The organism is Gammaproteobacteria bacterium (assembly GCA_029881255.1).
GTDB lineage: Bacteria > Pseudomonadota > Gammaproteobacteria > S012-40 > S012-40 > JAOUMY01.
In genome coordinates, this window is the sequence record JAOUMY010000001.1 from 901,382 (window position 1) to 928,142 (window position 26,761).

The 26,761-nt window shown below is 48.3% G+C and carries 20 protein-coding genes; 17 read left to right on the forward strand and 3 right to left on the reverse strand.

What is annotated here, in order from left to right:
• Nucleotides 1-45: 45 nt before the first annotated feature.
• From OEZ43_04165 to OEZ43_04210, 10 genes are all read left to right on the forward strand, one after another.
• The gene (locus OEZ43_04165) at nucleotides 46-1,128 is read left to right on the forward strand and encodes a TRAP transporter substrate-binding protein (protein MDH5544762.1); all 1,083 of its coding nucleotides are present in this window, start codon (nucleotides 46-48) and stop codon (nucleotides 1,126-1,128) included.
• A gap of 15 nt (nucleotides 1,129-1,143) precedes the next feature.
• Nucleotides 1,144-2,223, forward strand: a complete 1,080-nt coding sequence (gene dctP / locus OEZ43_04170) for a TRAP transporter substrate-binding protein DctP (protein MDH5544763.1) — start codon at nucleotides 1,144-1,146, stop codon at nucleotides 2,221-2,223.
• A 152-nt stretch (nucleotides 2,224-2,375) separates the two neighbouring features.
• Nucleotides 2,376-6,857 carry a glutamate synthase large subunit gene (gene gltB, locus OEZ43_04175; GenBank protein MDH5544764.1) on the forward strand — a complete coding sequence of 1,494 codons (4,482 nt, stop codon included), beginning with the start codon at nucleotides 2,376-2,378 and terminating at the stop codon, nucleotides 6,855-6,857.
• A 26-nt stretch (nucleotides 6,858-6,883) separates the two neighbouring features.
• Complete coding sequence (locus OEZ43_04180) at nucleotides 6,884-8,290, forward strand: FAD-dependent oxidoreductase (GenBank protein MDH5544765.1); 1,407 nt, start codon at nucleotides 6,884-6,886, stop codon at nucleotides 8,288-8,290.
• A gap of 155 nt (nucleotides 8,291-8,445) precedes the next feature.
• Entirely contained in the window at nucleotides 8,446-9,510 is a 1,065-nt protein-coding gene (gene hemE, locus OEZ43_04185) for a uroporphyrinogen decarboxylase (protein MDH5544766.1), read from the forward strand.
• A 367-nt stretch (nucleotides 9,511-9,877) separates the two neighbouring features.
• The gene (locus tag OEZ43_04190) at nucleotides 9,878-12,199 is read left to right on the forward strand and encodes a hypothetical protein (protein MDH5544767.1); all 2,322 of its coding nucleotides are present in this window, start codon (nucleotides 9,878-9,880) and stop codon (nucleotides 12,197-12,199) included.
• 31 nt (nucleotides 12,200-12,230) lie between these two features.
• Nucleotides 12,231-13,262 (forward strand): hypothetical protein, encoded by a 1,032-nt coding sequence (locus tag OEZ43_04195; protein ID MDH5544768.1) that lies wholly within the window; start codon nucleotides 12,231-12,233, stop codon nucleotides 13,260-13,262.
• Between the two features lie 483 nt (nucleotides 13,263-13,745).
• Nucleotides 13,746-15,368, forward strand: coding sequence for a methyl-accepting chemotaxis protein (locus OEZ43_04200; GenBank protein ID MDH5544769.1), 1,623 nt, complete (start codon nucleotides 13,746-13,748; stop codon nucleotides 15,366-15,368).
• A gap of 128 nt (nucleotides 15,369-15,496) precedes the next feature.
• A complete protein-coding gene (locus tag OEZ43_04205) occupies nucleotides 15,497-16,543 on the forward strand; it encodes a c-type cytochrome (GenBank protein MDH5544770.1) in 1,047 nt (348 codons plus the stop codon).
• A 34-nt stretch (nucleotides 16,544-16,577) separates the two neighbouring features.
• Nucleotides 16,578-16,916: a methylamine utilization protein gene (locus OEZ43_04210; GenBank protein MDH5544771.1), complete on the forward strand. Its 339-nt coding sequence runs from the start codon at nucleotides 16,578-16,580 to the stop codon at nucleotides 16,914-16,916.
• Between the two features lie 169 nt (nucleotides 16,917-17,085).
• On the opposite strand, the gene OEZ43_04215 is transcribed toward OEZ43_04210, so the two are convergent.
• From OEZ43_04215 to apbC, 3 genes are all read right to left on the reverse strand, one after another.
• Entirely contained in the window at nucleotides 17,086-17,313 is a 228-nt protein-coding gene (locus tag OEZ43_04215) for a hypothetical protein (GenBank protein ID MDH5544772.1), read from the reverse strand.
• A gap of 307 nt (nucleotides 17,314-17,620) precedes the next feature.
• The gene (gene dcd, locus OEZ43_04220; protein ID MDH5544773.1) at nucleotides 17,621-18,184 is read right to left on the reverse strand and encodes a dCTP deaminase; all 564 of its coding nucleotides are present in this window, start codon (nucleotides 18,182-18,184) and stop codon (nucleotides 17,621-17,623) included.
• A gap of 2 nt (nucleotides 18,185-18,186) precedes the next feature.
• Nucleotides 18,187-19,278: an iron-sulfur cluster carrier protein ApbC gene (gene apbC, locus OEZ43_04225; GenBank protein ID MDH5544774.1), complete on the reverse strand. Its 1,092-nt coding sequence runs from the start codon at nucleotides 19,276-19,278 to the stop codon at nucleotides 18,187-18,189.
• 166 nt (nucleotides 19,279-19,444) lie between these two features.
• Here apbC and metG point away from each other — a divergent pair, with 166 nt between their 5' ends.
• From metG to OEZ43_04260, 7 genes are read left to right on the forward strand one after another with little or no spacing between them, the layout of a single operon-like run.
• Nucleotides 19,445-21,490 carry a methionine--tRNA ligase gene (gene metG, locus OEZ43_04230; GenBank protein ID MDH5544775.1) on the forward strand — a complete coding sequence of 682 codons (2,046 nt, stop codon included), beginning with the start codon at nucleotides 19,445-19,447 and terminating at the stop codon, nucleotides 21,488-21,490.
• 35 nt (nucleotides 21,491-21,525) lie between these two features.
• A complete protein-coding gene (gene rsxA, locus OEZ43_04235) occupies nucleotides 21,526-22,107 on the forward strand; it encodes an electron transport complex subunit RsxA (GenBank protein ID MDH5544776.1) in 582 nt (193 codons plus the stop codon).
• Nucleotides 22,108-22,109: 2 nt separating this feature from the next.
• On the forward strand, nucleotides 22,110-22,673 hold the full coding sequence (gene rsxB / locus OEZ43_04240) for an electron transport complex subunit RsxB (protein MDH5544777.1): 564 nt from the start codon (nucleotides 22,110-22,112) through the stop codon (nucleotides 22,671-22,673).
• Nucleotides 22,673-24,322: an electron transport complex subunit RsxC gene (gene rsxC / locus OEZ43_04245; protein ID MDH5544778.1), complete on the forward strand. Its 1,650-nt coding sequence runs from the start codon at nucleotides 22,673-22,675 to the stop codon at nucleotides 24,320-24,322. Before rsxB ends, rsxC begins: the two co-directional genes overlap by 1 nt.
• Nucleotides 24,323-24,363: 41 nt before the next feature.
• On the forward strand, nucleotides 24,364-25,380 hold the full coding sequence (rsxD, locus tag OEZ43_04250) for an electron transport complex subunit RsxD (protein ID MDH5544779.1): 1,017 nt from the start codon (nucleotides 24,364-24,366) through the stop codon (nucleotides 25,378-25,380).
• Entirely contained in the window at nucleotides 25,373-26,038 is a 666-nt protein-coding gene (rsxG, locus tag OEZ43_04255; GenBank protein MDH5544780.1) for an electron transport complex subunit RsxG, read from the forward strand. Before rsxD ends, rsxG begins: the two co-directional genes overlap by 8 nt.
• Nucleotides 26,035-26,727, forward strand: coding sequence for an electron transport complex subunit E (locus OEZ43_04260; GenBank protein MDH5544781.1), 693 nt, complete (start codon nucleotides 26,035-26,037; stop codon nucleotides 26,725-26,727). Before rsxG ends, OEZ43_04260 begins: the two co-directional genes overlap by 4 nt.
• The last annotated feature ends 34 nt before the right edge of the window (nucleotides 26,728-26,761 follow it).

Consider the following 26,761-nt stretch of genomic DNA (forward strand, 5'->3'; position numbering starts at 1 on the left):
GCATAGGTAATATGAGCACATTCAATTTCACGCGGAGTCTTGTCAATGGATAGAAGAAAGTTTCTTTCAGGTGTAGGTGCGGGCGTTGCTGTTGCTGGCGCCAGTGTGGCAGGAATGAAGACAGCTGCCGCGGCGAAAAAGATTAAATGGAAAATGGTTACTACCTGGCCGAAGAATTTCCCAGGTCTTGGTACCGGTGCGAACACCCTGGCCAGATTGGTCGGCGAAATGAGTGGTGGGCGCATGGAGGTAAAGGTATACGGCGCCAACGAGCTAGTGCCTCCCTTCGAGATATTTGACGCGGTTTCCAAAGGCACGGCGCAAATGGGTCACGGTGCGGCCTATTATTGGAAGGGTAAGAGCGAAGCCGCGCAGTTTTTCGCCGCAGTACCCTTCGGTCTCACCGCACAGGAGATGAATGGCTGGCTTTATCATGGTGGTGGCATGGAGCTGTGGAAAGAGGTTTACAAGCCATTTGGCTTGATTCCTTCCGCTGCAGGTAATACGGGCGTTCAAATGGGCGGGTGGTTCAACAAGGAAATAAACAGCGTAGGCGATCTGAACGGTTTGAAAATGCGTATCCCGGGCCTGGGGGGCGAGGTGCTCAAGCGTGCTGGTGGTACCCCGGTAAATCTACCCGGAGGGGAAATTTTTACATCTCTCAAGTCTGGTGCTATCGACGCGACGGAATGGATTGGACCATACAATGATCTCGCCTTCGGTCTGCATAAGGCTGCTAAGTATTATTACTACCCCGGTTGGCACGAGCCCGGTACCACGCTTGAATGCTTTATCAATGAGCAAGCATTTAAAGAGTTGCCTGCTGATCTGCAATCCATCGTGATGCAGGCCTGTCGTATCGCCAATCAAGATATGTTGGCTGAGTATACTTCTAATAATAATGCGGCTCTCGCTACGTTGAAGAATAAACACAAAGTGGAAGTCAGACGTTTCTCTGATGATGTGCTGAAAAAACTGCGTGACCTTTCTGATGAGGTGGTGCGCGAGGTGGCTGCGAAAGACGCCATGTCGAAGAAGGTATTCGAATCTTTTAATACGTTCAGGCAACAGGTTATCGCTTGGCACGATATTTCGGAATTGGCTTATTTGAACGCACGTAAACTGTAATACGGAGAGGATGCAATGAAACGTCGTGATTTACTCAAGGGAACGAGTGCAGTCGTCGGCAGCGTCGCATTGGCGGGTGCGCCAGCCATCGTAGGCGCGGCAAATAAGATTCAATGGAAGATGGTCACGGCGTGGCCGAAAAATTTTCCCGGTCTCGGTACCGGCGCAAACTTCCTGGCCAATCTGATCACAGAGATGAGTGGCGGGGAGCTTGAAGTAAAAGTGTATGGTGCGGGCGAGCTCGTGCCACCCTTTGAAGTGTTTGATGCGGTTTCCAAGGGAACGGCGCAAATGGGGCACGCAGTGTCTTATTACTGGAAAGGCAAGACCGAAGCGTCCCAGTTTTTTACCTGTGTACCCTTTGGTTTGAATGCCCAGGAGATGAATTCCTGGTTGTACCACGGCGGCGGACTGGAGTTGTGGCAGGAACTATATGCGCCTTACAGTATTGTGCCGGCGGCCGGTGGAAATTCGGGTACGCAAATGGCCGGTTGGTTTAACAAGGAGATTAATTCCCTGGAGGACTTGAAAGGCCTGAAAATGCGTATCCCAGGCTTTGCTGGGGACGTTTTCAAGCGCATAGGCGGAACTCCTGTGACGATTCCCGCGGGCGAAATCTTTACCGCGTTAAAGTCTGGTGTGATAGATGCTGCGGAGTGGGTGAGTCCTTACAATGATCTCGCATTTGGTTTATATAAGGCGGCTAAGTATTACTACTACCCTGGTTGGCACGAGCCCGGTCCAGCCCTGGAAGTTCTCATTAACGAAACGGCGCTCAAGCAGCTTCCCAAAGATATGCAAAGCATCGTAATGAATGCCTGTCGTGTAGCGAATGCTGATATGGAGGCGGAGTTCACTGCCAGGAACAGCACGGCGTTGACGACGCTCAAGGAGAAGCACGGTGTTCAGGTTAAGCAATTACCTGATGACGTGTTGCGGAAGCTGCATCAAATCTCAACAAGCGTTGTGCAAGAACTGGCTTCAAAGGACAAGATGGCGGGGAAAATTCATGAATCAGTGGTGAACTTCCAGCAACAATCTTCGTCCTGGTTGGAGCTTTCAGAGCATGCTTACATGCTGTCGAGGCGGATTTAAGCGACGTTAGCGTCGCTTTCGCTACAATTTCCTTAATTTTGCCGCGCTGTACTCTCCAGATTGCGCATGCCCCATCGTGTCAGTATAATTTCTGGCCATTTTGCCTGTGATCCGGACACTATTCGAAAAAATATGCCGGTTCCGTACTCTCAATGTTGGATACATCAGTGGAACAGAAAAACGCTTTAAACACAGGGCTTTATCGCCCGGAATTCGAAAAAGACAATTGCGGTTTCGGCCTGATCGCGAATATGGACGGTAAGCCCAGCCACTGGGTGGCGGATACCGCTATTAAAGCATTGGCACGTATGACTCACCGTGGAGCGGTTGCTGCAGATGGCAAGACCGGTGACGGGTGTGGTCTTTTGTTCCGCAAACCCGATAGTTTTTTGCGACAAGTGGGAGAGAGTCTAGGCTTTGAGCTCGCCGATAACTATGCCGTGGGAATGGTGTTCCTTAATCCTGATCAATCCAAGGCTGAAGCCGCGCGCACTAAGTTGGTAGACGAATGTCGTGCACAAGGTCTTGAGGTGCTCGGCTGGCGTGAAGTGCCCGTCGATCCATCAGCCTGTGGTGAAGAGGCTTTAAAGAGTCTGCCACGTATTGAGCAGTTATTTGTCAATGGACCCACGGGCATGGACGAGGATACTCTCGACCGCCAACTGTTTCAGGCGCGTCGTCGTACCGAAAAAGCCCTGGAGGTTAGTGACCCAGTCTTTTATATACCGACGTTCTCGTGCAAGGTAATTTCCTACAAAGGCCTGGTAATGCCCGAGTATCTGCCAATCTTTTATAAAGACTTGCAGGACGCAGGACTGGAGACATCGTTGGCAGTTTTCCACCAACGGTTTTCTACCAACACCTTGCCACAGTGGCGTCTTGCCCAACCCTTCCGTTATCTGGCGCATAACGGTGAAATCAATACCGTACAGGGCAACCGTAATTGGGCTATTGCGCGTGGACACAAATTTGAAACGCCATTGATTAGCATGGAAGACGTGCGCCCAGTGGTGTCATTAACAGGATCAGATTCCAACAGTCTCGATAATATGCTTGAGACCTTGTTAGCCGGCGGGATGGACATTTTTCGCGCCATGCGTTTTCTTGTCCCACCGGCGTGGCAAAACGTCGACACCATGGACCCCGATTTGCGTGCTTTCTATGAGTATGCCTCCATGCACATGGAGCCATGGGATGGCCCTGCCGGTATCGTTTTGACCGATGGCCGTCATGCGGCCTGTTGTTTAGACCGCAATGGTTTGCGTCCAGCGCGCTACGTGATCACTAACGATAGGCATATCACGCTAGCCTCTGAGATCGGCGTATATGACTACAAGCCCGAGGATGTTGTTGCCAAGGGTCGATTAAAACCAGGTCAGATGTTGGCGGTAGACACCTTTACTGGTGAGTTGAAGTTGCCGGAAGATATCAACAAAGATATCGCCAGCCGTCATCCTTACAAAGAATGGATGAGCAAACACGCTCAGCGTCTTGAAGCACGGCTGTTTGGTGATGTGGCCGGCATGGGGAGTTTTGAGCCGGAGCAGTTGGATGTATATCAGAAGATGTTCCAGGTCTCTTTCGAAGAGCGAGATCAGGTAATTCGCGTTCTCGCCGAATCTGCTGCGGAAGCGGTAGGATCAATGGGCGACGACACGCCTATGGCTGTGTTGTCCGAGCGTCAACGTTCATTGTTTGATTATTTCCGTCAGCAGTTTGCCCAGGTAACGAATCCGCCGATTGATCCTTTGCGGGAACAGATCGTCATGTCGCTAGAGACCTGCTTTGGACGTGAGCTGAATATTTTTGAAGACAGCGCCGAGCACGCGAGACGCTTACTCGTCGATTCGCCTGTGTTGTCTCAGGGCAAGCTAGAGCAGTTACTCAGCATCAATGACGCCGACTACGCTCACCATAGCATCGAGTTGAATGTGGATGAAAATATCCCGCTTAGCAATGCATTGAAGTCAATCACCGATGAAGCTGTCAATGCAGTACGTAGCGGCAAAGTGGTATTGGTGCTGAGTGACAAAAACATCGCCAAAGGCAAACTACCCGTTCATGCATTGCTTGCGACAGGTGCAGTACATCATCGCTTGATTGCTGAAGGGCTGCGTTGTGACGCTAACATCGTGGTAGAAACCGGTGTGGCGCGTGATCCGCATCACTTCGCGGTATTGCTTGGTTACGGCGCGACAGCAATCTGTCCTTACCTGGCCTATGAAATCCTGTCAGACATGGTGCGAACTGGTGAAGTTCGCGATGGTGTGAAGCCTAGACTTGCCCAACGTTACCGTCGCGGTATCAACAAAGGCCTGTTCAAAATTATTTCCAAGATGGGTATTTCTGCAATTTCCAGTTATCGAGGCGCTCAGCTATTCGAGGCTGTAGGTTTGGATAATGAAGTGATCAATTTGTGCTTTAAAGGTACGACGGCACGTATCCGTGGAACCGGCTTTGCTGAATTGGAAAATGATCAACGTTCGCTGGCTAAGTTAGCCTGGACACCACGTAAGAATATCGATCATGGCGGTCTACTGAAATATGTGCATGGCGGCGAATATCACGCCTATAACCCTGACGTAGTGCGTAGCCTCCAGGTTGCCGTTAAGAGTGGTAAATATGAGGACTATCAGGTTTACGCGGATATCGTGAACAATAGACCGGTTTCCTCATTGCGCGATTTGCTTGCGCCTCGCACAGACATTAAAGCAATCGCGGTCGATCAAGTTGAGGCTGAAGACGTCATACTTAAGCGCTTCGATAGCGCTGGTATGTCATTGGGCGCCTTGTCACCAGAGGCGCACGAATCCTTAGCCATTGCGATGAATCGTCTCGGTGGCCGTTCGAACTCGGGTGAAGGCGGCGAAGACCCTGCCCGTTTCGGTACTGAAAAGGTTTCCAAGATCAAACAGGTTGCATCTGGTCGTTTTGGCGTAACGCCACACTATCTCGTTAACGCTGAAGTAATTCAGATCAAAATTGCCCAGGGCGCCAAGCCTGGTGAAGGCGGTCAGCTACCGGGCAAGAAAGTGGACAAGCTCATCGCGACCCTGCGCTATGCGCGTCCCGGTGTGTCGCTGATTTCACCACCACCTCATCATGATATTTATTCGATTGAGGATCTGGCGCAGCTGATTTTCGACCTTAAGCAAATCAATCCGAAGGCACTGGTGTCGGTCAAACTTGTCGCCGAGGCTGGTGTTGGTACGATCGCCGCTGGTGTTGCTAAGGCCTACGCCGATCTGATTACGATTTCCGGTTATGACGGTGGTACGGGTGCAAGTCCTTTGACGTCAGTAAAGTATGCAGGAAGTCCGTGGGAATTAGGCCTTTCTGAAACACACCAAACACTGCGCGCAAATAACCTGCGTGACAAGGTTCGCCTGCAAGCGGACGGTGGTCTGAAGACAGGTCTTGATGTCATCAAGGCGGCCATACTCGGCGCGGAAAGTTTTGGTTTCGGTACCGGTCCTATGGTGGCTTTGGGATGTAAATATCTGCGCATTTGTCACTTGAACAATTGCGCAACGGGTGTTGCCACCCAGGATAAGGTGTTACGCATGGAACACTTTATTGGTTTACCCGAAATGGTGATGAACTATTTCAAGTTTATTGCGCGCGAAACACGCGAGTGGATGGCAAAACTGGGCGTCAGCAAAATGGAAGACCTGATTGGTCGCACAGACTTGTTGACTATCCTCGAAGGTAAAACGGCTAAACAGCGCAAACTGGATTTGTCGCCGATTCTGTCTGATGGTGGTGTTGCAGCCGACAAACCGCGCTTCTGCGTAGAGCCACACAACGAACCTTTTGATAAAGGCGAATTGGCTGAACGCATGGTAGCTGATGCCTTGTCTGCGATTGAAAGCAAGAGTGGTGGCGAATTCAGCTACGAAGTGAAGAATGTGAATCGTTCAATCGGTGCACGTTTGTCTGGTGAGATCGCCTTGCGTCATGGCAACCAGGGTATGGTTGAGGCGCCAATCAAGCTTCGACTAACAGGAACTGCGGGTCAAAGTCTTGGAGTGTGGAACGCAGGCGGTTTGCATATCCACTTGAAAGGCGATGCCAACGATTATGTGGGTAAAGGTATGACAGGTGGCAGAATTGTTATTTCGCCTCCGGTCGGTAGTAAATTCAAGAGTAACGAAGCCGCAATTATCGGCAACACCTGTTTATATGGTGCCACCGGTGGTGTGCTCTATGCGGCCGGTACGGCCGGTGAACGTTTTGCCGTGCGTAATTCGGGCGCCATGTCTGTTGTTGAAGGTGTGGGTGATCATGGCTGCGAATATATGACTGGTGGCGTGATTACTGTGCTTGGTGAAACCGGCGTTAACTTCGGTGCAGGCATGACCGGTGGTTTTGCCTATGTTCTCGATCTGAATAATCGCTTCGTCGATCGTTACAACCATGAGTTGATCGACATACATCGCATATCGACAGAGAACACCGAGGCGCATCGCCACTACCTGCGCGACATGATTCAGGACTATGTGAGTGAAACTGATAGTGAGTGGGGGCGCGAAATCCTCGACAACTTCAGTGATTACATCGGCAAGTTCTGGCTGATTAAACCGAAGGCCTCTGAACTTGAGACCCTCATGGACGCTCTGCGTAGCGCGGCATAAGCAAGTTATAAATTGGTTGATTAGACATGAGTGATAGTTTTCGATTTCTCAATCTGAATCGTCAGGACCCAGCGAAGAAGCCCGTTGAAGTCCGAGTCTACGATTACAATGAGATTTATGGGCAGTTCGATAGACAAAAAGCGGCAGATCAGGCTGATCGTTGTCTTGCGTGTGGCAATCCTTACTGTGAGTGGAAGTGTCCGGTTCATAACTACATTCCCAACTGGCTGAAACTGGTTGCTGAGGGCAATATCCTCGAAGCCGCAGAACTATCCCATCAGACAAATTCACTACCCGAAATATGCGGTCGAGTTTGCCCGCAAGACCGACTTTGTGAAGGTTCATGTACACTCAATGATGGCTTTGGTGCAGTAACCATAGGCGCAATAGAACGCTACATCAGTGACACCGCTTTTTCTCAAGGCTGGCGTCCGGATATGTCAAAGGTGGAGCCGACAGGAAAGAAAGTTGCGGTTATTGGTGCAGGTCCAGCGGGACTTGGTTGTGCTGATATTCTTGTACGTAATGGTGTGAAGCCAGTGGTCTTTGATCGTCATCCAGAAATCGGAGGTTTGTTGACCTTCGGTATCCCGGGATTCAAACTGGAAAAAGAAATCGTTCAACGTCGTCGCAGCGTGATGGAAGAGATGGGTGTTGAATTCGTTCTCGATACTGAGATTGGCAAGGATCTTCCGTTTCAGAAACTACTCGATGATTACGATGCCGTTTTCCTGGGTATGGGCACTTACAATTATATGAAAGGCGGTTTTCCTGGCGAAGAAATGCCTGGTGTATATGAGGCATTGCCATATCTGATTTCCAATACCAATAACATGATGGGCTTTGAAAAATCATCGGATGAGTTCATCAGCATGAAAGACAAGCGCGTAGTGGTTCTTGGTGGTGGTGATACGGCTATGGACTGTGTGCGCACCGCATTGCGTCAAGGTGCCTCGCAAGTGATTTGCGCCTATCGCCGTGACGAAACCAATATGCCAGGTTCGAAAAAGGAAGTGGAAAACGCCAAGGAAGAAGGCGCGCAGTTCATGTGGAACCGTCAACCTATTGAAGTTGTAGGAGATGGTCAGGTAAAGGGTGTGAAAGTTGTCACTACCCAGTTGGGTGCGCCTGATGCGAGAGGACGCCGCAGCCCGGAAGCGGTATCTGGTTCCGAAGAAATTATCGATGCCGATCACGTTATCGTTGCCTTTGGTTTTCAGCCCAGCCCCTCTCCGTGGTTCGAAGAATTTGGAATTAGCATTGATGAACGTGGTCGCGTAGTTGCGCCGGAAAATAAGACATTTAAATTTCAGACGACGAATGAAAAAGTGTTTGCCGGTGGCGACATGGTTCGTGGTTCGGATCTGGTGGTAACCGCAGTTTTTGAAGGGCGCAACGCTGCCGAGGGTATACTCGACTATCTCGGTGTTTAGCTGATTTAGTTATTTATAAATTTAAAACCAAAACCGAATTCATTTTTTGTGCTTTCGTCGGTCCTTTGATGAATTCAAACAACTGAGCTGTTTCTCCCGTTAGTCTATAGCTTGTTAAGACTGTTTTTTTCGAGAAAACACAAATAGAGATAATCATGACTGAATTAAAAAACGATCGTTTTCTTCGCGCCCTGTTAAAAGAACCTGTTGACTATACGCCAGTGTGGATGATGCGTCAGGCTGGCCGCTATTTGCCAGAATATCGTGCGACTCGTACTAAAGCGGGTAGTTTCATGGATCTCTGCAAAAACGCAGATCTGGCTTGTGAAGTTACTTTGCAGCCTTTGGATCGTTATCCACTAGATGCGGCTATTCTGTTTTCAGATATCTTAACTATTCCCGATGCAATGGGTCTGGGTCTGCGCTTCACGACTGGCGAAGGGCCAGCCTTTGATCGTCCGATTCAAAGCGAAGCGGACGTGAAGAAGCTGGGTGTTCCTGATCCAGAGGGTGAGTTGAAGTATGTTATGGATGCGGTTCGCACCATACGCCGTGAACTAAACGGGCGTGTACCTCTAATCGGATTTTCCGGCAGTCCGTGGACGCTTGCGACCTATATGGTAGAAGGTGGTTCAACCAAAGATTATGCGAAAGTCAAAGGCATGATGTATGACCGTCCAGATTTGATGCATAAGGTGTTGGATACCACCGCACAATCGGTTATTTCTTATCTCAACGCACAAGTGGACGCGGGCGCACAAGCTTTAATGATTTTTGATACTTGGGGCGGCATCCTCACGCCAAGAGATTACAAAGAATTTTCTCTGCGCTACATGGCGCAAATCGTTGATGGTCTTAAACGCGAAGCCGAAGGGCGTAAAGTGCCTGTGATCCTGTTCACCAAAGGCGGCGGTGCCTGGCTGGAAGACATGGCCGCGACCGGATGCGATGGTTTGGGTCTTGATTGGACGATTGAAATTGGTGAAGCACGTCGACGTGTGGGCAATAAGGTCGCGCTTCAAGGAAATATGGATCCGTCTATCCTGTATGCCTCGCCAGAAAGAATTCGCAAAGAAGTCGCGTCTATCCTGGAAAGTTATGGTACAGGTTCTGGTCATGTCTTCAATCTTGGTCATGGTATTCATCAACACGTTAACCCGGAACATGCCGGCGCTTTTATCGAGGCCGTACATGAGTTAAGCGCGAAGTACCATAAATAATATTTTTCAGATCGACTGAAGGGGCTGTTGAAGCCCCTTTTTCATTTGTGAATCCTAGTATCCTGAAACGCATATCTATACAACTCAACGATTGACGTTGATATCTGCATTTCTAACGTCCTAGCCTTAGCCTGTCTTAGTCGATATAGGGGCGATTCCGATCTAAAAAGTATAGTGGTATCGTAGGTTCTCGTCTCTACTCTGCAATACATGTATACAAATCGCGTATTGGGACCGTGTTCACACTTGTCACGCGAAGAAATCACAAGAACTGCGCCTCCGTTCCCTTTTGTCTGTGAGCAAATCGACATCACTTATACGTGAATTTTCCTATGATTTCTCTACGTTAACGTTTTCGGTTTGTATTATGTTGTCAGACCAAGTTCTGGATCAAAAGTCTCAAACTGCAGAGGCCTTAGTGCCGATGATTGATCTGTTTGCTGTCCTGGCGTTGGTCTTCATGCTGTATTCGACGCAGGAAATAATCGACGTAAAAGTAGAGACTGAGCAGCAGATACAGGAAATTGTTACACAAGTTGAAACAGAGAAAAAAGAGGAGTCACGGCGTCGAGCCTTAGCGCAGAATTCAAATTTGACATTAGACATGATTAAGCAGCGACAGCAGGAACAAGCTGAAGAGCTGATGCAAAAATTCGCTCAATTATTGGCGGTAGAGCAAAAGAAATTTGCAGGTGAATACGAAGAGCTGGTAGTCGATATCGAAGACAAGCATGCTCGTCAGCGAGAAGATTTGGAAAAACAACGAAAGCAGGATCTTGCAATCGCAGAACAGAATTATCGCGACAATTTGGCTGCCAAAGAACGTGAGCTGGAAGAGCGAAAATATGTTGCCATAGAGCAAGCGGAACGTCGATTTGCCGGGCAACTTGTGGAACAACAAACGCGTTTGGAACAACAAAAGCGCAAAGAGTTAGAGATCGCGCGCTCTGCGCTTGAACAGGCACTTGCGGATCAAGAGTCTAAACTGGCTGATAAACGAAAAATCGAATTGGCTAAGGTCCAGGCAGAATATGCGCGGACGCTAACCGATCAAAAAACTGCATTAGAACACCAGAAGCGAAAGGTGTTGGATGAGGCGAAGCTTGCATTTGACCAGGCTTTGCGTGAAAACGAAAAGCAAGAGCTGGAGAACAGACGAGCTGTAATGGATAAGGCGCAAGACGAATACCGGCGCGCGTTATTGGCGCAAAAGATAGCGTTAGAAGCGCAGCGAAACCAGGAATTGAAAAATGCTGAGCAGGACTACCAGCGAGCTTTGTCAGAACAGCAGTTCGAGCTGGCACGAAAGAAACGGGAAGAACTCGCCAAGGCAAAGCAAATACATATGGCAGCGCTTTCCGAACAAAAAGCTGTTTTGGAAACACAAAAGCGCCATGATCTGGAAAAGGCGCATCAAGCATATCAGGACGCCATTAGAAGTAATAAAAGCCGTATGATTTCTGAGAAGAAAATGGAATTGACTCAGGCAAAGCGCGATTACGCAGATGCCTTAGCCGTGCAAAAAACGGCACTGGAGGCAGAAAAACAGATGGCGCTAAAGCAAGCGCACAAAGAGTATCGTGACGCCATAAAAAACAAAGAAACTGATTTAAGCAAAGAAAAACAAATGGCTCTTGCTAAGGCGCAAGAAGAATACTTCCAGGCACTGGCAGAACAGAAAACGGCATTAGAGCGACAGACGCGCGAGACTTTGAGTCGTGCACAGCAGGCATACGATAAGGCGCTCGCGTCAAAGCAGACCCAGATTGCAGCAAAAACTCATCGGGAACTTGAGCGCGCCAGGGCTGAGCATGAGTCTGCATTACAAGCTGAACGTGTTGCACTGAACGCGCAGAAGAAAGAAGCGCTTCAAAGAGCGCAACAGGAATATGATGACGCGCTTGCAGAAAACAAAGCGCAATTAGCAAAGGAAAAGGGTGTTGATCTGGCAAAGGCTAAAAGTGAATACGACAAAATGCTGGCAGAGCAAGTTTCTTCCCTGGAAACGCAAAAACACAATGAGCTTGGTTTAGTTAAAGCAAAATTCAGCAAGCAATTGGAAACAGAGCGCGCCAAGGCTGGTCGCTTGAAGGGTGAGTTAGATCAATATGTAAAGGCCATGGAAGCCAAAGAAAAAATAGTATCGGAACTGAAGGAAAACTTTCTAGACTTTGATTCGCGCGCGGTAGAAATCGACAGTAAGACTGGGCGTGTGAAGCTGCATTTTCAACAGTCATACTTTAAGCGTGGAAGAGGCGAGCTAACCGATGAGATGAAGGCAGTATTGCGGGTAATGATCCCTAAATATGCGAAAAGTATTTACTCCAACAAGGAAGCGGCTAAACAACTGGGTTCTTTGAAAATTACGGGTCTTACATCCCCGGTGTATCGTGGCCGTTATGTGGATATTAATGATAAATCGAGAGAGTCGGAAGCGGCGCGTAAATATAATCTCAAACTTAGCAACGATAGAGCGCTGGCGATGTACAACTTTATATTCTCCGATCCTTCCATGAGGAGCTTCCCCTATAGGGACGAATTGAAAGCCGATATGAGTATTTCCGCACAGGGATATTTGAACGCTAGCCCGGTACCGAAACGTCTGGTTGGGAAAAAGGCAAATTGCGTAGACTATGATTGCAGTCAGGAACAGGCGGCTGTATTGCAGTTCAGGATGAACCTGGACTAAATGACACGAAAACGATTGAGTCGAGGTATTTATGTTCTTATTGTTTCTGCTGTCTTTGATATCTGCACTCGGTGCGTTGGTTTATGTGAGTGGTATTACGATAACTAACGAAATGATCGGGTTTGTGTTTGTTGCGCTAATACTTCTGGTGTTCTTTGTGTATGCGCTATTCAAATTTGGATTGCACTACAAAATTAGAGCCTTGAATAAGTATGTGATGGCATTTTACTACTCTGTATTCGAATACAAAAAACGTGCTCAGAAAAGTCTGCGCACGTCGACGTATGCACATAGTTTGAGGGATCAGGCAGAAGTCGCGTTATCGGCCAATTTTGATCCGGCAGTTGCTAAAGTGGCGATGAAGGTGCCAGTCTCGATGTACACCAAGGATAGCGCTTACATGCCTGTTTTACGTGCAAGAATCAAGGAGGCAGAACGTTTGAAGCAGGAAGCACGTGATTTGGAGGAGCAGGCTTCAAAGCTAATCGAACAAACCGAAGACATTCTAGTGAAGAAAAAGATAAAGGAAAAATCTAAAAGAGGTTCGATGTTGGAGCGTCTATTTGGCATTCAGGAAGGCGTGCAAAACATGGTCGAATTGACAGTCAATGAAGTGGCCGACCACGATTACAGTCATACGCCGGAATATGAAATCATTACGCATATCGCTTTAGATAATAATCCGTATTTTACGTCCGTCTACAAAATATTCAGCGCAGAAAACGTTGCCGCGATACTTAATCGGGCTCCGTTTATGATTATTCTAATCGGGATAATTGGTACGTTCGCCGGGTTTTTTCTTGCATTGTCCGAAGGAGGCGATATCAAAACCGGGGCTGCAGTAGCGATCGTCAGCTCTCTGGTAGCGTTGCCGGTATCGCTTGCGGTCGACTACATTAACACGCTGTACCCGGACAGTGAACGCTACCAGCACGCGTTCAGCCGTTACAAGATAAGCCTGGAAATTCTGTTTAATTTTGAAAAAGACCGATATCCAAACCGCCGACAGCGCAGGGATAGCGACACTAGTGCTTACCAAAAACTCGACGAATTGGATGCTTAGCGCGACAAGCAGTTGCAAGCAAATATCTCGTTTTTAACAAATTTGCCTGACGTTTTTTCAGTATTTCCCAAATAACGACTCTTTCTGGCTGCCCCGTCCCCGGGGCTTTTTTTCAGTCTCACGAATAACGCAATTTCTTACGACCGCTAATTGTTTCTACGATCTAAAAAGAATGACGATTTGTCCATGTAGATTTCTAATAAAAGCGGTAGACCAAGTCGACTATGCGCAAGATTTTAGAATAGTTCTTTCTGTAACCGTATGTTCCATGTGGGATAGGATGGCCAAGATCAACTTACCAACGAAAAAATGGAAGCACAAGATTAAGTAAAAAATTTCGGTATCCACCAGAAATTAAATGGTTTTCTAGGGGGAGTAAGGTAAAGAGCTGATTTATTGTGCCGATACTACTGGGTGATACCATCTAAGTCTAGTTATTGGGGCAGTGTCGTTTTGCTACTTGTCAATCGAACCAACCAACTATTGAGCAGAATTGTCTCTAATATTGGTTTGCGTAAAAAGATTCTATCCATCTCTATTTTTTATAGCTTTGGATTGATTGCGGTCAGTATCATGGCCGGGCTAACTGTTACCAATGAAGTAAGCACTATCAGCACGGCAACTTCTGCCTCAATTGCGCGTATTAACGCGGTGAATTCTGTCAATACCGCGATTCAAGAATTAGCAAAACTACAAGGTGAACTAATCATCGAGAACGATGGCGAGGCAACACGCTCGGCTTCGATTGCCATGATACGCAAAGGGGCGGAGGTCGACGAAGAGTTGCACAAACTTAAGACCATTATGCCCGAAAACCCTCTTGTGACGCGTATGGTGGAGTTGAGAAATCAGATCAAACCGGTACAGCTCAAAATAATCAAAGACGCACGGGCAAATAACGACAGCGAAGCGTTGGCAAAAAGTCGTTCCATAAGTCAAATGGTGCAAGAGATTGAGGCGCTCGTTATTGCCGTGCTCAATCAGCAAAAAATAGAATTGGATGAATTTCTTGCTAAGCAGAAAGATGAAAGTCTGCGCGCGATACTGCTGCAAGGAATGTTTGTCGTGATAGGCATAGTCGTTGCCATCATGCTTAGCTTTTTTATAGTAGCGCGGATTACCAAGCCAATTTCCGTTCTGGAAGACCTGATGCATTCACTTGCACAAGGTAACCTCAATTTGACGGTGCCTGACGCTGGGCATGACGAGGTGGGGCGTATGGTCAGGGTTATGGGCAATACTGTTGACGACCTAAATGAAATAGTAGGCAATGTAACCAACTGCGCTGTCGATGTGTCTGGAAGAGCAGATGATGTGTCGCACACGGCGAATAATATAAAAGCCATCGCTATGACTTTGAAGCATATGGTGGAGAATATAAAACATGAGTCTGATTCAGTAAGCCATTCAACTAATAGCTCTATGCAACAGCTACATCAGGCGACGACTGAGGCCGAACAAACCGCAGCGATTGCAGAACACGCTGCTGTCGAGCTGACAGAAACGGCAAACAATTTTATACAGTTTAGGACAAAAATCGAGGCTACCGCAGTGGCAACGAATGATCTCGCGGAAATGGCTAATAGCATTACAACGATTACCGGTACCATCAGAGACATTTCTGAGCAGACCAACCTTCTTGCCTTAAATGCAGCCATAGAGGCGGCGAGAGCAGGTGAGCAAGGTCGAGGCTTCGCCGTGGTCGCTGACGAAGTCAGGGTGTTGGCGACTCGCACTGATGTGGCGACATCGGAGATTTCACAGTTAATCGAAAGAATTTCCAATCAAATCCGCAGTACTGTCACGATGCTGCAGGAATCGACTGAGCAGGCCCATGTAAACGTCACCCGTCTGCAAGAGGTGGCTTCGACTACTGTCGCCAGCGGCAAAAAGACCACGGAGATGAAAGGCATCATGGGCGAAGTGGTTAATATGATGAATATGCAGGCAGACTCGGTCATAAAAATCATCGAGTCAGTCGGTTCCTTAGTTGAGTCTACAAACGAAACGAATTCGCAAACAGATCACCTGCATGACCTGGCAGGAAGCCTGACCGGAGCGTCAAATCGCCTGGGTGAAGTGATAGGTAAATTCAAACTCAGGTGATGTTTAAAAACATTTGTAGATATACGCTTTTTCCTGGAGTTATTTGACTGTAGCTATCGAGGTTAAAGAGTAGATGGATATTGACGATGAATAGAGAAGTAAATACAAAAGGTTAATAGGAGACTCAGATGTTTGTTCAAAATCTGACATTACGCGGGATTATTTTCGCTGCAATAACAATGGCTTTCCTTGTGGCGTCAGTAAATACGCCTGCCAGCGCGGCAAAAAAAATCCCTAGTAATAAAGATGTAAAAACCTATTTGCGTCCAGCCAAAGTTCCAGAGCCCTTGGATAACAAGTTAACTCGGGAGAGAGTAAAGCTGGGCAAGGCCTTATTTTTTGATCCGAGATTGTCATCTTCCAATTTCATTAGCTGTTCGACATGCCACAACCCTGCCCTGGGTTGGGCCGACGGGATGAAGACGGCGACCGGGCATGGAATGAAAACACTAGGCCGTGCTACGCCAACGATATTGAATACCGCGTTTCAAACGTCACAATTCTGGGATGGTCGCGCACAAACACTGGAAGAGCAGGCCTTAGGGCCTATCGTTGCCGGCGGTGAGATGGCACAGAATCTCGATGAGTTAATTATTGAACTGGTAGCGTTACCCGGTTATGTCAAGATGTTCCAGGAGGCCTATCCTGGTGAAGGTGTCACTGGCGAATCGATAGCCAAAGCGATAGCCAGTTTTGAACGCACGATTATCTCAACGGATTCACCATTTGATATGTGGCTAAAAGGGAATAAAAGAGCGATTTCAACATCTGCCGCCAGAGGGTTTAATCTGTTCAAGAACAAGGCACGATGTGTTGTTTGCCATGAAGGTTTTAATTTCACCGACAACGGCTTTCACAATATTGGATTGAAGGGTAATACGGATGATGGGCGCTTTGCCATCAAATCCGTCGCTGTTTTAAAAGGCGCATTCAAAACACCCACGTTGCGCGATGTAGCGCTCACGGCACCATATATGCACAACGGTGAGTTCGATACGCTTGAAGAAGTTATTGATCACTATGATATGGGTGGAGAAAAGGTTGAAGGACTTTCGCCTAATATGAAACCTTTACGCCTAAGTAAAGCGGAAAAAATGGATCTGGTCGAGTTTCTAAAGTCTTTGACTGGAAAACCAAGGCGAGTAACGGTTCCAAACTTGCCCAAAGCAAACTAACTTTTTCCTTTAGGGATTTACAAGGAGACGATTGATGAAACCAGTAGTGAACGGCATCGCATTGATGATTTTTTCAATGGTATTGAATGGAGCGGTGTTCGCGGGAGATATCACCGTTGGGCAAAAGGATAAGGCGTTCGTAAAGAACGGAAAGTCGGTTTCAAAAATCGTTGTTAAAGTTGGCGACACGATCCATTTTAAAAACGAAGATCCGTTTTTCCACAACGTGTTTTCACTGTCTGATCTGAAAACTTTTGATTTGGGTTCATATCCCGCTGGGCAATCCAAACCCGTCACCTATGACAAAGCGGGCGAGGCTGATGTAGAGTGTGCCATTCATCCCCAAATGCGCCTCAAAGTGGTAGTACAGTAGTCCTACGGGCTCTGAAATATTTCTCAGTCGAATTAACAAAAAAACGCATGCACTTAACAGTGTATGCGTTTTTTATGTTAGTCAAATGTCCAACGAAGATGTAGTGCGCGGACAAATTCCAGCCGAGCCGTAAACTGTCTTCTTCGCGGCCTTAGACAGCCTGTCGAAGCTAGTTCATATCGTTAAGAAATGTATCAATATCCCGATTTGCGATGTCTGCCGGGATGCCCGGTGGTCTCTCGCGTACTATTTCAACCGGTTGTATGCGTAGTTCTGTCACATAGTGTTCGCGGTTTTCAAGTTTTTCGGGTTGGTCGGGGGTGTAGCGATTACTGATGACAATAATATCCTGGTCGCCATCTATCTCTCCTGTCACCATGTCGATGATGATATTCATAGGGCACCTCCTCACCACATTAAGGGCATTTAATACAATATCGGCCTAGCGCGATACTATGTTTAGGATACCAGCATCGCAGTTTTTTGCTATAGCCTGTTTCACAGTTCTCACACTAGCCAAGCCATTGATTTATGTACGATCTTAAAAATACCGATTTTCTCTTGCCAAAAACTTAGAGCAACTTCCAGTCCAGTTTGTTCAGAAAAAGTCTAAGTGCTTTATGGGGACTTTGTGGGGTAAATCAAGCGGGATAGTGAAACATGTTATGGCGGGAGGCGCCACAAGGCCTCCCCCATCCAATAGTTTAGGTTCTAGGTAGTGTTACGCCGGTCTGGCCCTGATACTTGCCCTCGCGATCGCGATATGAGGTCTCACAGACTTCGTCAGACTCCAGAAACAGCATCTGCGCTACGCCCTCGTTAGCATAGATCTTTGCCGGAAGAGGCGTGGTATTGGAGAACTCCAAAGTCACGTGTCCTTCCCACTCTGGCTCCAATGGCGTTACATTGACGATGATGCCACAGCGGGCGTAGGTCGATTTGCCGAGGCAGATGGTCAACACATTGCGTGGGATGCGGAAGTATTCCACGGTACGGGCAAGAGCGAACGAGTTTGGCGGGATGATGCACACATTTGAGCGTACATCGACAAAGCTTTCGCTGCTAAATGCCTTGGGGTCGACGACAGCAGAATTGATATTGGTGAATATTTTGAATTCATCCGCACATCGCACATCATACCCATAGCTCGACGTGCCGTAGGATACGATGCGCTTGCCATCTGACTGCTTGACCTGGCCGGGTTCGAACGGTTCGATCATTCCCTCTGCCGCCATGCGGCGTATCCATTTGTCAGACTTGATGCTCATTGCTAATTATTTTCTATTACGATGTTAGGGAATTTGCTGCTGTAATCTTTTGCTTGCAGGGAAAGCTTGCCGGCAACACTGCGAGCGATCTCACGGTATAGCTCTGAGATTCGGCTGTTCGGGTCTGCAATCACTGTCGGAGTTCCGCCATCGGCCTGTTCGCGGATGGTGATATCCAACGGTAAGGAACCCAACATGTCGACGCCATAGTCTTCCGACATGCGCTGTCCCCCGCCTGCGCCAAAGATGTGCTCTTCGTGACCACATTTGGAACAGATATGTATGCTCATATTCTCGATGATTCCGAGTACCGGTACGTTGACCTTTTGGAACATCTTTAGCCCTTTGCGCGCATCCAGCAATGCGATGTCCTGAGGTGTGGTGACGATAACAGCGCCACTGACCGGGATTTTCTGCGCCAGCGTCAGCTGCGTGTCGCCAGTACCCGGTGGCAGGTCGATGACCAGGTAATCCAGGTCGCGCCAGTTGGTTTCATTTAGTAACTGTTCAAGCGCCTGGGTGACCATCGGGCCACGCCAGATCATCGGGGTTTCTTCTTCAATGAGAAAACCGATCGACATCGCCTGAACGCCGTGGTTTTCCATGGGCTCCATGGATTTGCCATCTTTGGAGTCTGGCTTGCCGGTAATGCCCAGCATACGCGGTTGGCTTGGACCATAGATATCCGCATCCAGAATGCCAACGGTCGCACCTTCTGCCGCCAATGCCAACGCCAGGTTAACCGACGTTGTGGATTTGCCTACACCGCCTTTGCCAGACGCGACAGCAATAATATTCTTGATGTTCTGCATGGGCTTGACACCCTGCTGTACCGAATGAGCCACGACCTTGCTGCTGATTTTCACCGTGACATTGTCGGCACCACACGCTTGCTTGATCTTAGAGCTCAGTTTTTCCGACAGGGTATTAAAATAACCCGCTGCCGGGAATCCTAAAACGATGTTTACTGTGACCTTGTTACCTTCAACGTCTATCTTTTTGACGCATCCAGCGCTAACCAGATCTTTCTGGAGATAGGGGTCGACGTAGTTCTTAATTTCCGATTCGATTTGCGACTGGGTAATCGATGACATTTTAATCCTCCCGCACACTAAACAGGGTTACTGATCCAAACCAGGGGGGCGAATTTTACCTGATTTACTGCGTCGTTGCCGAATTTATTCGCCCGATTGTTTGCTATAATGACGAGTTTTCGAAAAATACCCAAACTATCTAATTGCTTAGCTGAGTAAAAAGTTAATGAATAAGCAACGTCGTATCCTGGTAACCAGCGCACTGCCCTATGCCAATGGCCCTATCCATCTTGGGCATATGGTCGAATATATTCAGACTGATATTTGGGTGCGTTTTCAAAAAATGCATGGCCATCAAATAATTTATGTATGTGCCGATGATGCCCACGGCACGCCGATCATGTTGCACGCACAAAAGCTAGGGATAACGCCGGAAGAACTGATCGCTCAAATCGCAAAAGAACACACTCGCGATTTCGAAGGTTTCATGATCGGTTTCGATAATTACTATTCAACGCATTCGCCTGAAAATCGTCAACTTGCCGAGACGATTTTTCTGAGCTTGAAACGCGCAGGACATATTGAATCGCGAACCATCGAGCAAGCGTATGATCCGGTCAAGGAAATGTTTTTGCCCGATCGTTTCGTTAAAGGCACCTGCCCGCGTTGTGGTGCAGATGATCAGTATGGTGACAACTGTGAAGTTTGCGGTGCCACATATGATCCTACTGATTTGAAAAATCCCGTGTCTGTTGTTTCCGGCGCTACGCCGATTCAAAAACAATCGGAACATTTGTTTTTTAAATTGGGCGATTTTGAAACCATGTTGCGCGAGTGGACGGGCAACGATGGAAACAAGAGCGCCGAGGGTCGTATTCAGCAGGAAGTCAGTCACAAACTTAAGGAGTGGTTCGACGCCGGTTTGCATGACTGGGATATTTCCCGTGATGCGCCTTACTTTGGTTTTGAAATTCCAGAAAGCCCAGGGAAATATTTTTATGTGTGGATGGATGCGCCTATGGGTTACATCGCCAGCTTCAAGAATCTGGCAGATAAAAATGGCATAGACTTCGATAGTTTTTGGTCAAGTGATAGTGACGCCGAAGTTTATCATTTTATCGGAAAAGACATTCTCCGTTTTCATACGCTGTTCTGGCCCGCTGTTTTGTCTGGAGCCGGAATGCGCACGCCAACAGCGGTATTTGCCCACGGGTTTTTAACCGTCAACGGCAAGAAGATGTCAAAGTCCCGCGGTACTTTTATCAAGGCCGAAACTTATCTCAAACATCTTGGTCCGGAATACTTGCGCTATTACTTTGCCGCACGCCTGAGCAATGGTATCGATGACATCGACTTGCAGTTCGATGATTTTGTGCAGCGCGTTAATGCGGACCTGGTGGGCAAAGTTGTCAATATTGCCAGCAGATGCGCAGGATTTATCAGTAAGAATTTCGAGGGTGTGTTGGCGGCTCAGTGCAGTGAATCAGAACTCTACGCCTCTTTTGCGGATGCCGCGGGCGTGATTGGGGGGTTTTTCGAGTCGCGCGAATACAGTCGTGCGATTCGCGAGATAATGGCTCTGGCGGATCGTGCGAATCAATACGTCGATGAAAAACAACCCTGGGTATTGGCGAAACAGCAAGGACAGGAACAGGAGCTTCAAAATGTTGCCAGTGTCGGAATTAACCTTTTCCGTATTCTAGTGACTTACCTAAAACCTGTATTGCCTCAGTTGGCGCAAAATGCCGAAGAATTTCTGGCAGCAGGTGAATTAGTCTGGGATAGCGTCAAGCAACCCCTGACTGGTCACAAGATACAAAAATACAAACCGCTAATGACACGAATTGAAACAAAGCAGATTGAGGCGATGGTGAACGAAAGCAAAGAAGCACAATCAGAATCCTCTCCGGCGGCGAAAAAGAACCCCCAAGCGTCTGAGGTGTCGGCAACGATCGAATACGATGATTTTGCCAAGGTTGATTTGCGTATTGCGCGGATTGTTAAGGCAGAGCACGTTGAGGGCGCAGACAAATTACTGCGTCTGCAATTGGATATCGGCGAGGAAACTCGACAGGTGTTTGCCGGTATCAAGTCTGCCTACAGTCCCGAGCAGCTCGAGGGCAAGTTGACGGTCATGGTTGCCAATCTGGCGCCACGTAAAATGCGTTTTGGTATGTCGGAAGGCATGGTGCTTGCGGCGGGACCAGGGGGCAAAGACTTATGGATACTTGAGCCTCATGAAGGCGCGCAACCGGGTATGCGTGTTAAATAGCTCAATCCTGATGTGTGATTCTTGATGGAGAGTCGATGACGGAAATATTCCTTTTGCTGGTTGGCACCGTGTTGGTCAACAACTTCGTGTTGGTGAAGTTTCTTGGTCTGTGTCCCTTTATGGGTGTATCGCGAAAACACGAGACGGCGGTAGGGATGGCCCTGGCGACAACGTTTGTTCTGACCTTGTCGTCCGTGTGTAGTTATCTGGTGAATACCTACTTGCTGCAACCCTTCGACCTGGAATTCTTGCGCACGATCACCTTTATCCTGGTGATCGCAGCGGTTGTTCAGTTGACCGAGATGGTGGTGCATAAAACCAGTCCGCTGCTTTACCGCGTCTTGGGTATATATCTGCCTCTGATTACAACAAACTGTGCGGTGTTAGGTGTGGCCTTGCTCAATGTGCAACAGGAATTCGGATTTATTGAGTCGGCGGTTTATGGCTTCGGCGCCTCAGTTGGATTTTCTCTGGTACTCATTTTGTTCTCTTCGATTCGTGAACGCTTAATTGTGGCCGATGTGCCGGTGGCGTTTCGCGGTTCGGCAATTGCCCTGATCACGGCTGGTTTGATGTCAGTTGCATTTATGGGTTTTGCCGGCCTGGTAAAAGGTTGACGATGCTGACCCCTGTAATCGTCATCGGATTGTTAGCATTGGTGTTTGGCCTGGGTCTTGGCTATGCGGCGGTACGTTTTCGCGTCGAAGGTGATCCCCTTGTTGAAAAAATCGACTCGATATTGCCACAGACGCAATGTGGTCAGTGTGGTTATCCCGGATGTAAACCCTACGCAACAGCGATAGCCCATGAAGAGGCAGAAATTAATCGCTGTCCGCCCGGAGGCGAGGCAACAATACACGCACTTGCAGATTTATTGGATCGCGATTTTGTTCCACTCGATGCTGAAGTTGGCGAAGAGAAGCCAAAAGAAGTCGCCATTATTCGCGAGGCTGAATGTATTGGCTGTACCTTATGCATACAGGCCTGTCCTGTCGATGCGATACTCGGCGCGGCCAAGCAAATGCATACGGTGATTGAATCAGAGTGTACGGGTTGCGTGCTGTGCGTGCCGCCTTGTCCGGTTGACTGCATCGACATGGTGCCATTGATTCAGGATATAACCAACTGGCGTTGGCCATCACCGACAGATAAGAAAGCGCCTAAAACATTGGAGGCCGGTTGATGCGTAGTTTGAGCCGGTTTCTCGGTGGAGTGAAGCTTCCGGGGCAGAAGCAGATGTCAACGCAGTTGCCGGTTGAGAAAGCCGCTGTGCCGCGAGAGCTAGTGTTGCCCATGCAGCAACATATCGGCAAACCTGCCGAGCCAATAGTTGCTGTTGGAGACAAGGTGCTCAAAGGGCAGAAAATCGCACGTGCTGTTGACTATATTTCTGCGCCGATACATGCACCGACCTCTGGTGTTGTGATAGCGATCGAAGCTCGTAGCGTACCGCATCCATCTGGAATGACAGCCTTGTGTATCGTTATCGAAAGCGATGGTGAAGATCGTTGGTGCGAATTAACGCCACACGAGCAGGATTTTCGAAATCTTGATCCTAGCGCGTTGCGTAATTTAGTGCGTGAAGCAGGAATTGTGGGTCTCGGCGGAGCGGGATTTCCCAGTTATGTAAAACTCAATCCGGGACCGGATCGGGTAATAGAGACGCTCATCATTAATGGCGCTGAGTGCGAACCTTATATTACTTGCGACGACATGTTGATGCGTGAACGTGCGGACGAAGTCATTGCCGGCATTGGCATTATTCGCCATGCAGTCCAGGCACGAGAAGTGGTAATTGCGATTGAAGATAACAAGCCGCAGGCACGCGAAGCGATCGAAAAAGCCATTGCGACTGCCAACGTATCATTTGATGTCGTCAGTGTGCCAACGATTTATCCAGCAGGTGGAGAAAAACAACTCATACACACTGTTACCGGCAAAGTGGTGCCCGCAAATGGATTGCCTGCGCATGTCGGTGTGGTCTGTCAAAACGTAGGAACTTCGGCCGCAATCTATCGCGCAATTATGCTTGGCGAACCACTGATAAGTCGGTATGTAACTGTGGCTGGTGATGTCACTCAGCCAAGGAATCTTGAAGTGTTGTTTGGAACTCCGCTTAAAGACCTAATCTCTCAGGCAGGAGATGCGACCGACAATTTAAGACGCCTCATCGTCGGTGGCCCAATGATGGGGTTCGCGATGCATAGTGATCTCGTGCCGGTAATCAAGACATCGAATTGCTTGTTGGTAGACTGCGGCAAAACGCAGGTGCTTTCTGAGAGCGCCTATGTGATGCCCTGTATACGTTGCGGAAACTGCGCCGAAGTTTGTCCAGTGAATCTGTTGCCACAACAGCTTTACTGGTATTCGCGTGGCGAAGAATACGAACGCTTACTGGAGTTCGATCTGTTTGACTGTATTGAATGTGGCTGTTGTGACTATGTTTGTCCCAGCCGGATTCCTCTGGTCCAGTATTTTCGTTTTGCTAAGGCAGAAGTATGGCATCGTGAAGGCGAACGCAAGAAATCGGATATCGCACGTCAACGACATGAGTTTCGGCAGTTGCGTCTCGAACGTGAGAAGCTTGAACGTTCCGCAAAGCACAAAAAACGTATGGCGGCATTAAAAACTGACGAGCCTAAGGCGGAACAGGAAAAGACTGCTGAAGATCCGAAGAAGGCGGCGATCCTCGCTGCGATGGAGCGTGTAAAAGCGAAGAAAGCCGCGCAAAGCGTAATGCCAAAAAATACTGAAAATCTTACTGATGCGCAGCAGCGGCAGATTGCCGAAGCAGAACAACGGCGCACGCAGGCAGAATCGGAAAAGGATTAAACACTGAACAACAAAAACACCAATCAAGCGGTAAGTGGCACGTGTTAACGCCGAGCTCTCCGCATATTCATGGAGGCAATAGTGTAAGCAAGATCATGCTTACCGTTGTCGCCGCGCTAATTCCAGGTATCGTGTTGGAGACCTATCTGTTTGGATGGGGCGTGATATTTAATGTCTTCTTGGCGAATGTTACGGCACTGGTTTGCGAGGCGATAATGTTGCGTGTGCGCAAACGCCCACTCTGGCCATTTCTTAGTGATGGCAGCGCGATAGTTACCGCGACTTTGTTAGCGATTTCGATTCCGCCGATCGTTCCCTGGTGGGTAGTGGTTGTGGGAATGGTGTTTGCCATTGTTGTTGCCAAACATCTGTATGGTGGTCTGGGTTACAACCCGTTTAATCCCGCCATGGTTGCCTATGCCGTATTGCTGATTTCCTTTCCCAGGGAAATGAGTACCTGGCTGCTCCCTACGACGCTGCGCGATGCAACTATCACATTTCAGGATTTTACCCGTATGAATTTTGGGTCGGGCCTGCCGAATATGGATGGCGTTTCCGGGGCAACTCCCCTCGACTATCTCAAAACGCAGTTGGGGCTCGGTCAAACGGTGGATGGCGTCATGCGTGACAATCCCTTGTTCGGAATGTTGGCTGCAAATGGTATTGAGTGGCTGAACGTTGCGTTTCTTGTGGGCGGTTTATGGTTGTTATATAAGCGCGTCATATCGTGGCATATCCCGGTTGCCAGCCTGCTTTCTCTGGTGTTCATTGCAGGTTTCTTCTATTTGCTCGACGCCCAATCCTTTGCCTCACCGCTATTCCATTTGTTCACTGGCGGTACGATGCTGTGCGCCTTTTTTATCGCGACTGACCCGGTGAGTGCGTCCACTACTCTGAAGGGCAAGATCTACTACGGTATAGGCATTGGTCTGCTTATTTACATCATCCGAACCTGGGGAGGCTATCCGGATGCCATTGCTTTTGCAGTCCTGTTGATGAATCTCACTGCGCCAACAATAGACTACTACGTGAGAACCAAGGTGGTTGGGCGTGGCTGAAAAGATTGGAATGGGGCGGAGTATTTTGATCGGGGGCGGCGTGTTGTGGATGTTTGCCATCGTCGCTACGGCAATTGTGGCTTTTATCTACGACGGTACGGCAGAACGGATTGCAAAAAACGAAAAAGCAGCTCTGTTAAGAGGGTTAAATCAATTGGTTCCGCGGGAAAGATACGACAACGACATACTGTCGGACTATATTTATGTGAATGCCCCCGGGCTTGAGAAAAAAGACAAACCGATTTTGATCTATCGTGTTCGTCGTCAGCAGGAACCAGTAGCGGCTATATTACAGGTGATCGCCAGCGATGGTTACGGCGGTCCGATCAAAATGCTGGTGGCAATAGATGCTGACGAACGGCTTGCTGGTGTGCGAGTTATCGCACATCGTGAGACCCCGGGTTTGGGAGATGGAGTTGAAATTGATCGCTCCAGATGGATATTGAGCTTTGATGGTAAATCTCTGGACAATACCGGCGAGGAGCGGTGGCGCGTGATTAAAGACGGCGGAATATTTGATCAATTCACCGGTGCGACAATTACGCCACGCGCAGTAGTAAAAACAGTACATATGACCTTGCGGTTTTTTCGTGAAAACAAACGTGATTTGTTCACGATGCCGGCATTTCTTTCGGACGAGACGAGGATTAGGAAATGATTAGTGCGCGTATTCGCCAACTTACTGCCGACGGTCTCTGGCACAATAATCCTGGACTGGTTCAGTTGCTGGGTTTGTGTCCCCTTCTCGCCGTATCATCGACATTTGTGAACGCATTAGGCTTGGGCTTGGCAACTATCCTGGTTATGGTCGGTTCCAATATGACGGTTTCGATGATTCGTAATTGGGTCGGCAAAGATTTGCGTATCCCGGTTTTCGTGATGGTAATTGCATCGTTTGTCACTGTGGTTGAGCTGTTGATGAGCGCCTATTATCACGAGCTGTATAAAATTCTGGGGATATTTATTCCACTCATCGTAACCAATTGCATCATCATCGGTAGAGCAGAAGCATTCGCATCTAAGAACAATGTTGTCCATTCTGCTTATGACGGTTTTATTATGGGTGCCGGATTTACCCTGGTGTTGCTGGTTGTAGGGAGTATTCGAGAGATTATTGGTCAGGGCACTTTGTTTACCGGTGTGCATTTGATGTTTGGTCCTGCGTTTGAGGGTTTGAAGATCACTTTGATCGAAGACTATCGTGGATTTCTGCTTGTGGTTTTGCCGCCTGGAGCTTTTATAGTGCTAGGGCTTTTAATAGCGCTGAAAAATATCATTGATGATCGACTGAAAAAGCCAATAACGAAATCAGTGACGGTTGCCGAGCCTGTCGTCGAACAGCAATAAACATTTTAGAACGGGATAAGTGTCACTGCACTGT

Bases quoted from the DNA above. Each gene is read 5' to 3' on its own strand.
- OEZ43_04165 (MDH5544762.1), top strand. From the start codon at position 46: ATGGATAGAAGAAAGTTTCTTTCAGGTGTAGGTGCGGGCGTTGCTGTT.
- dctP (MDH5544763.1), top strand. From the start codon at position 1,144: ATGAAACGTCGTGATTTACTCAAGGGAACGAGTGCAGTCGTCGGCAGC.
- gltB (MDH5544764.1), top strand. From the start codon at position 2,376: ATGTTGGATACATCAGTGGAACAGAAAAACGCTTTAAACACAGGGCTT.
- OEZ43_04180 (MDH5544765.1), top strand. From the start codon at position 6,884: ATGAGTGATAGTTTTCGATTTCTCAATCTGAATCGTCAGGACCCAGCG.
- hemE (MDH5544766.1), top strand. From the start codon at position 8,446: ATGACTGAATTAAAAAACGATCGTTTTCTTCGCGCCCTGTTAAAAGAA.
- OEZ43_04190 (MDH5544767.1), top strand. From the start codon at position 9,878: ATGTTGTCAGACCAAGTTCTGGATCAAAAGTCTCAAACTGCAGAGGCC.
- OEZ43_04195 (MDH5544768.1), top strand. From the start codon at position 12,231: ATGTTCTTATTGTTTCTGCTGTCTTTGATATCTGCACTCGGTGCGTTG.
- OEZ43_04205 (MDH5544770.1), top strand. From the start codon at position 15,497: ATGTTTGTTCAAAATCTGACATTACGCGGGATTATTTTCGCTGCAATA.
- OEZ43_04210 (MDH5544771.1), top strand. From the start codon at position 16,578: ATGAAACCAGTAGTGAACGGCATCGCATTGATGATTTTTTCAATGGTA.
- OEZ43_04215 (MDH5544772.1), bottom strand. From the start codon at position 17,313: ATGAATATCATCATCGACATGGTGACAGGAGAGATAGATGGCGACCAG.
- dcd (MDH5544773.1), bottom strand. From the start codon at position 18,184: ATGAGCATCAAGTCTGACAAATGGATACGCCGCATGGCGGCAGAGGGA.
- apbC (MDH5544774.1), bottom strand. From the start codon at position 19,278: ATGTCATCGATTACCCAGTCGCAAATCGAATCGGAAATTAAGAACTAC.
- metG (MDH5544775.1), top strand. From the start codon at position 19,445: ATGAATAAGCAACGTCGTATCCTGGTAACCAGCGCACTGCCCTATGCC.
- rsxA (MDH5544776.1), top strand. From the start codon at position 21,526: ATGACGGAAATATTCCTTTTGCTGGTTGGCACCGTGTTGGTCAACAAC.
- rsxB (MDH5544777.1), top strand. From the start codon at position 22,110: ATGCTGACCCCTGTAATCGTCATCGGATTGTTAGCATTGGTGTTTGGC.
- rsxC (MDH5544778.1), top strand. From the start codon at position 22,673: ATGCGTAGTTTGAGCCGGTTTCTCGGTGGAGTGAAGCTTCCGGGGCAG.
- OEZ43_04260 (MDH5544781.1), top strand. From the start codon at position 26,035: ATGATTAGTGCGCGTATTCGCCAACTTACTGCCGACGGTCTCTGGCAC.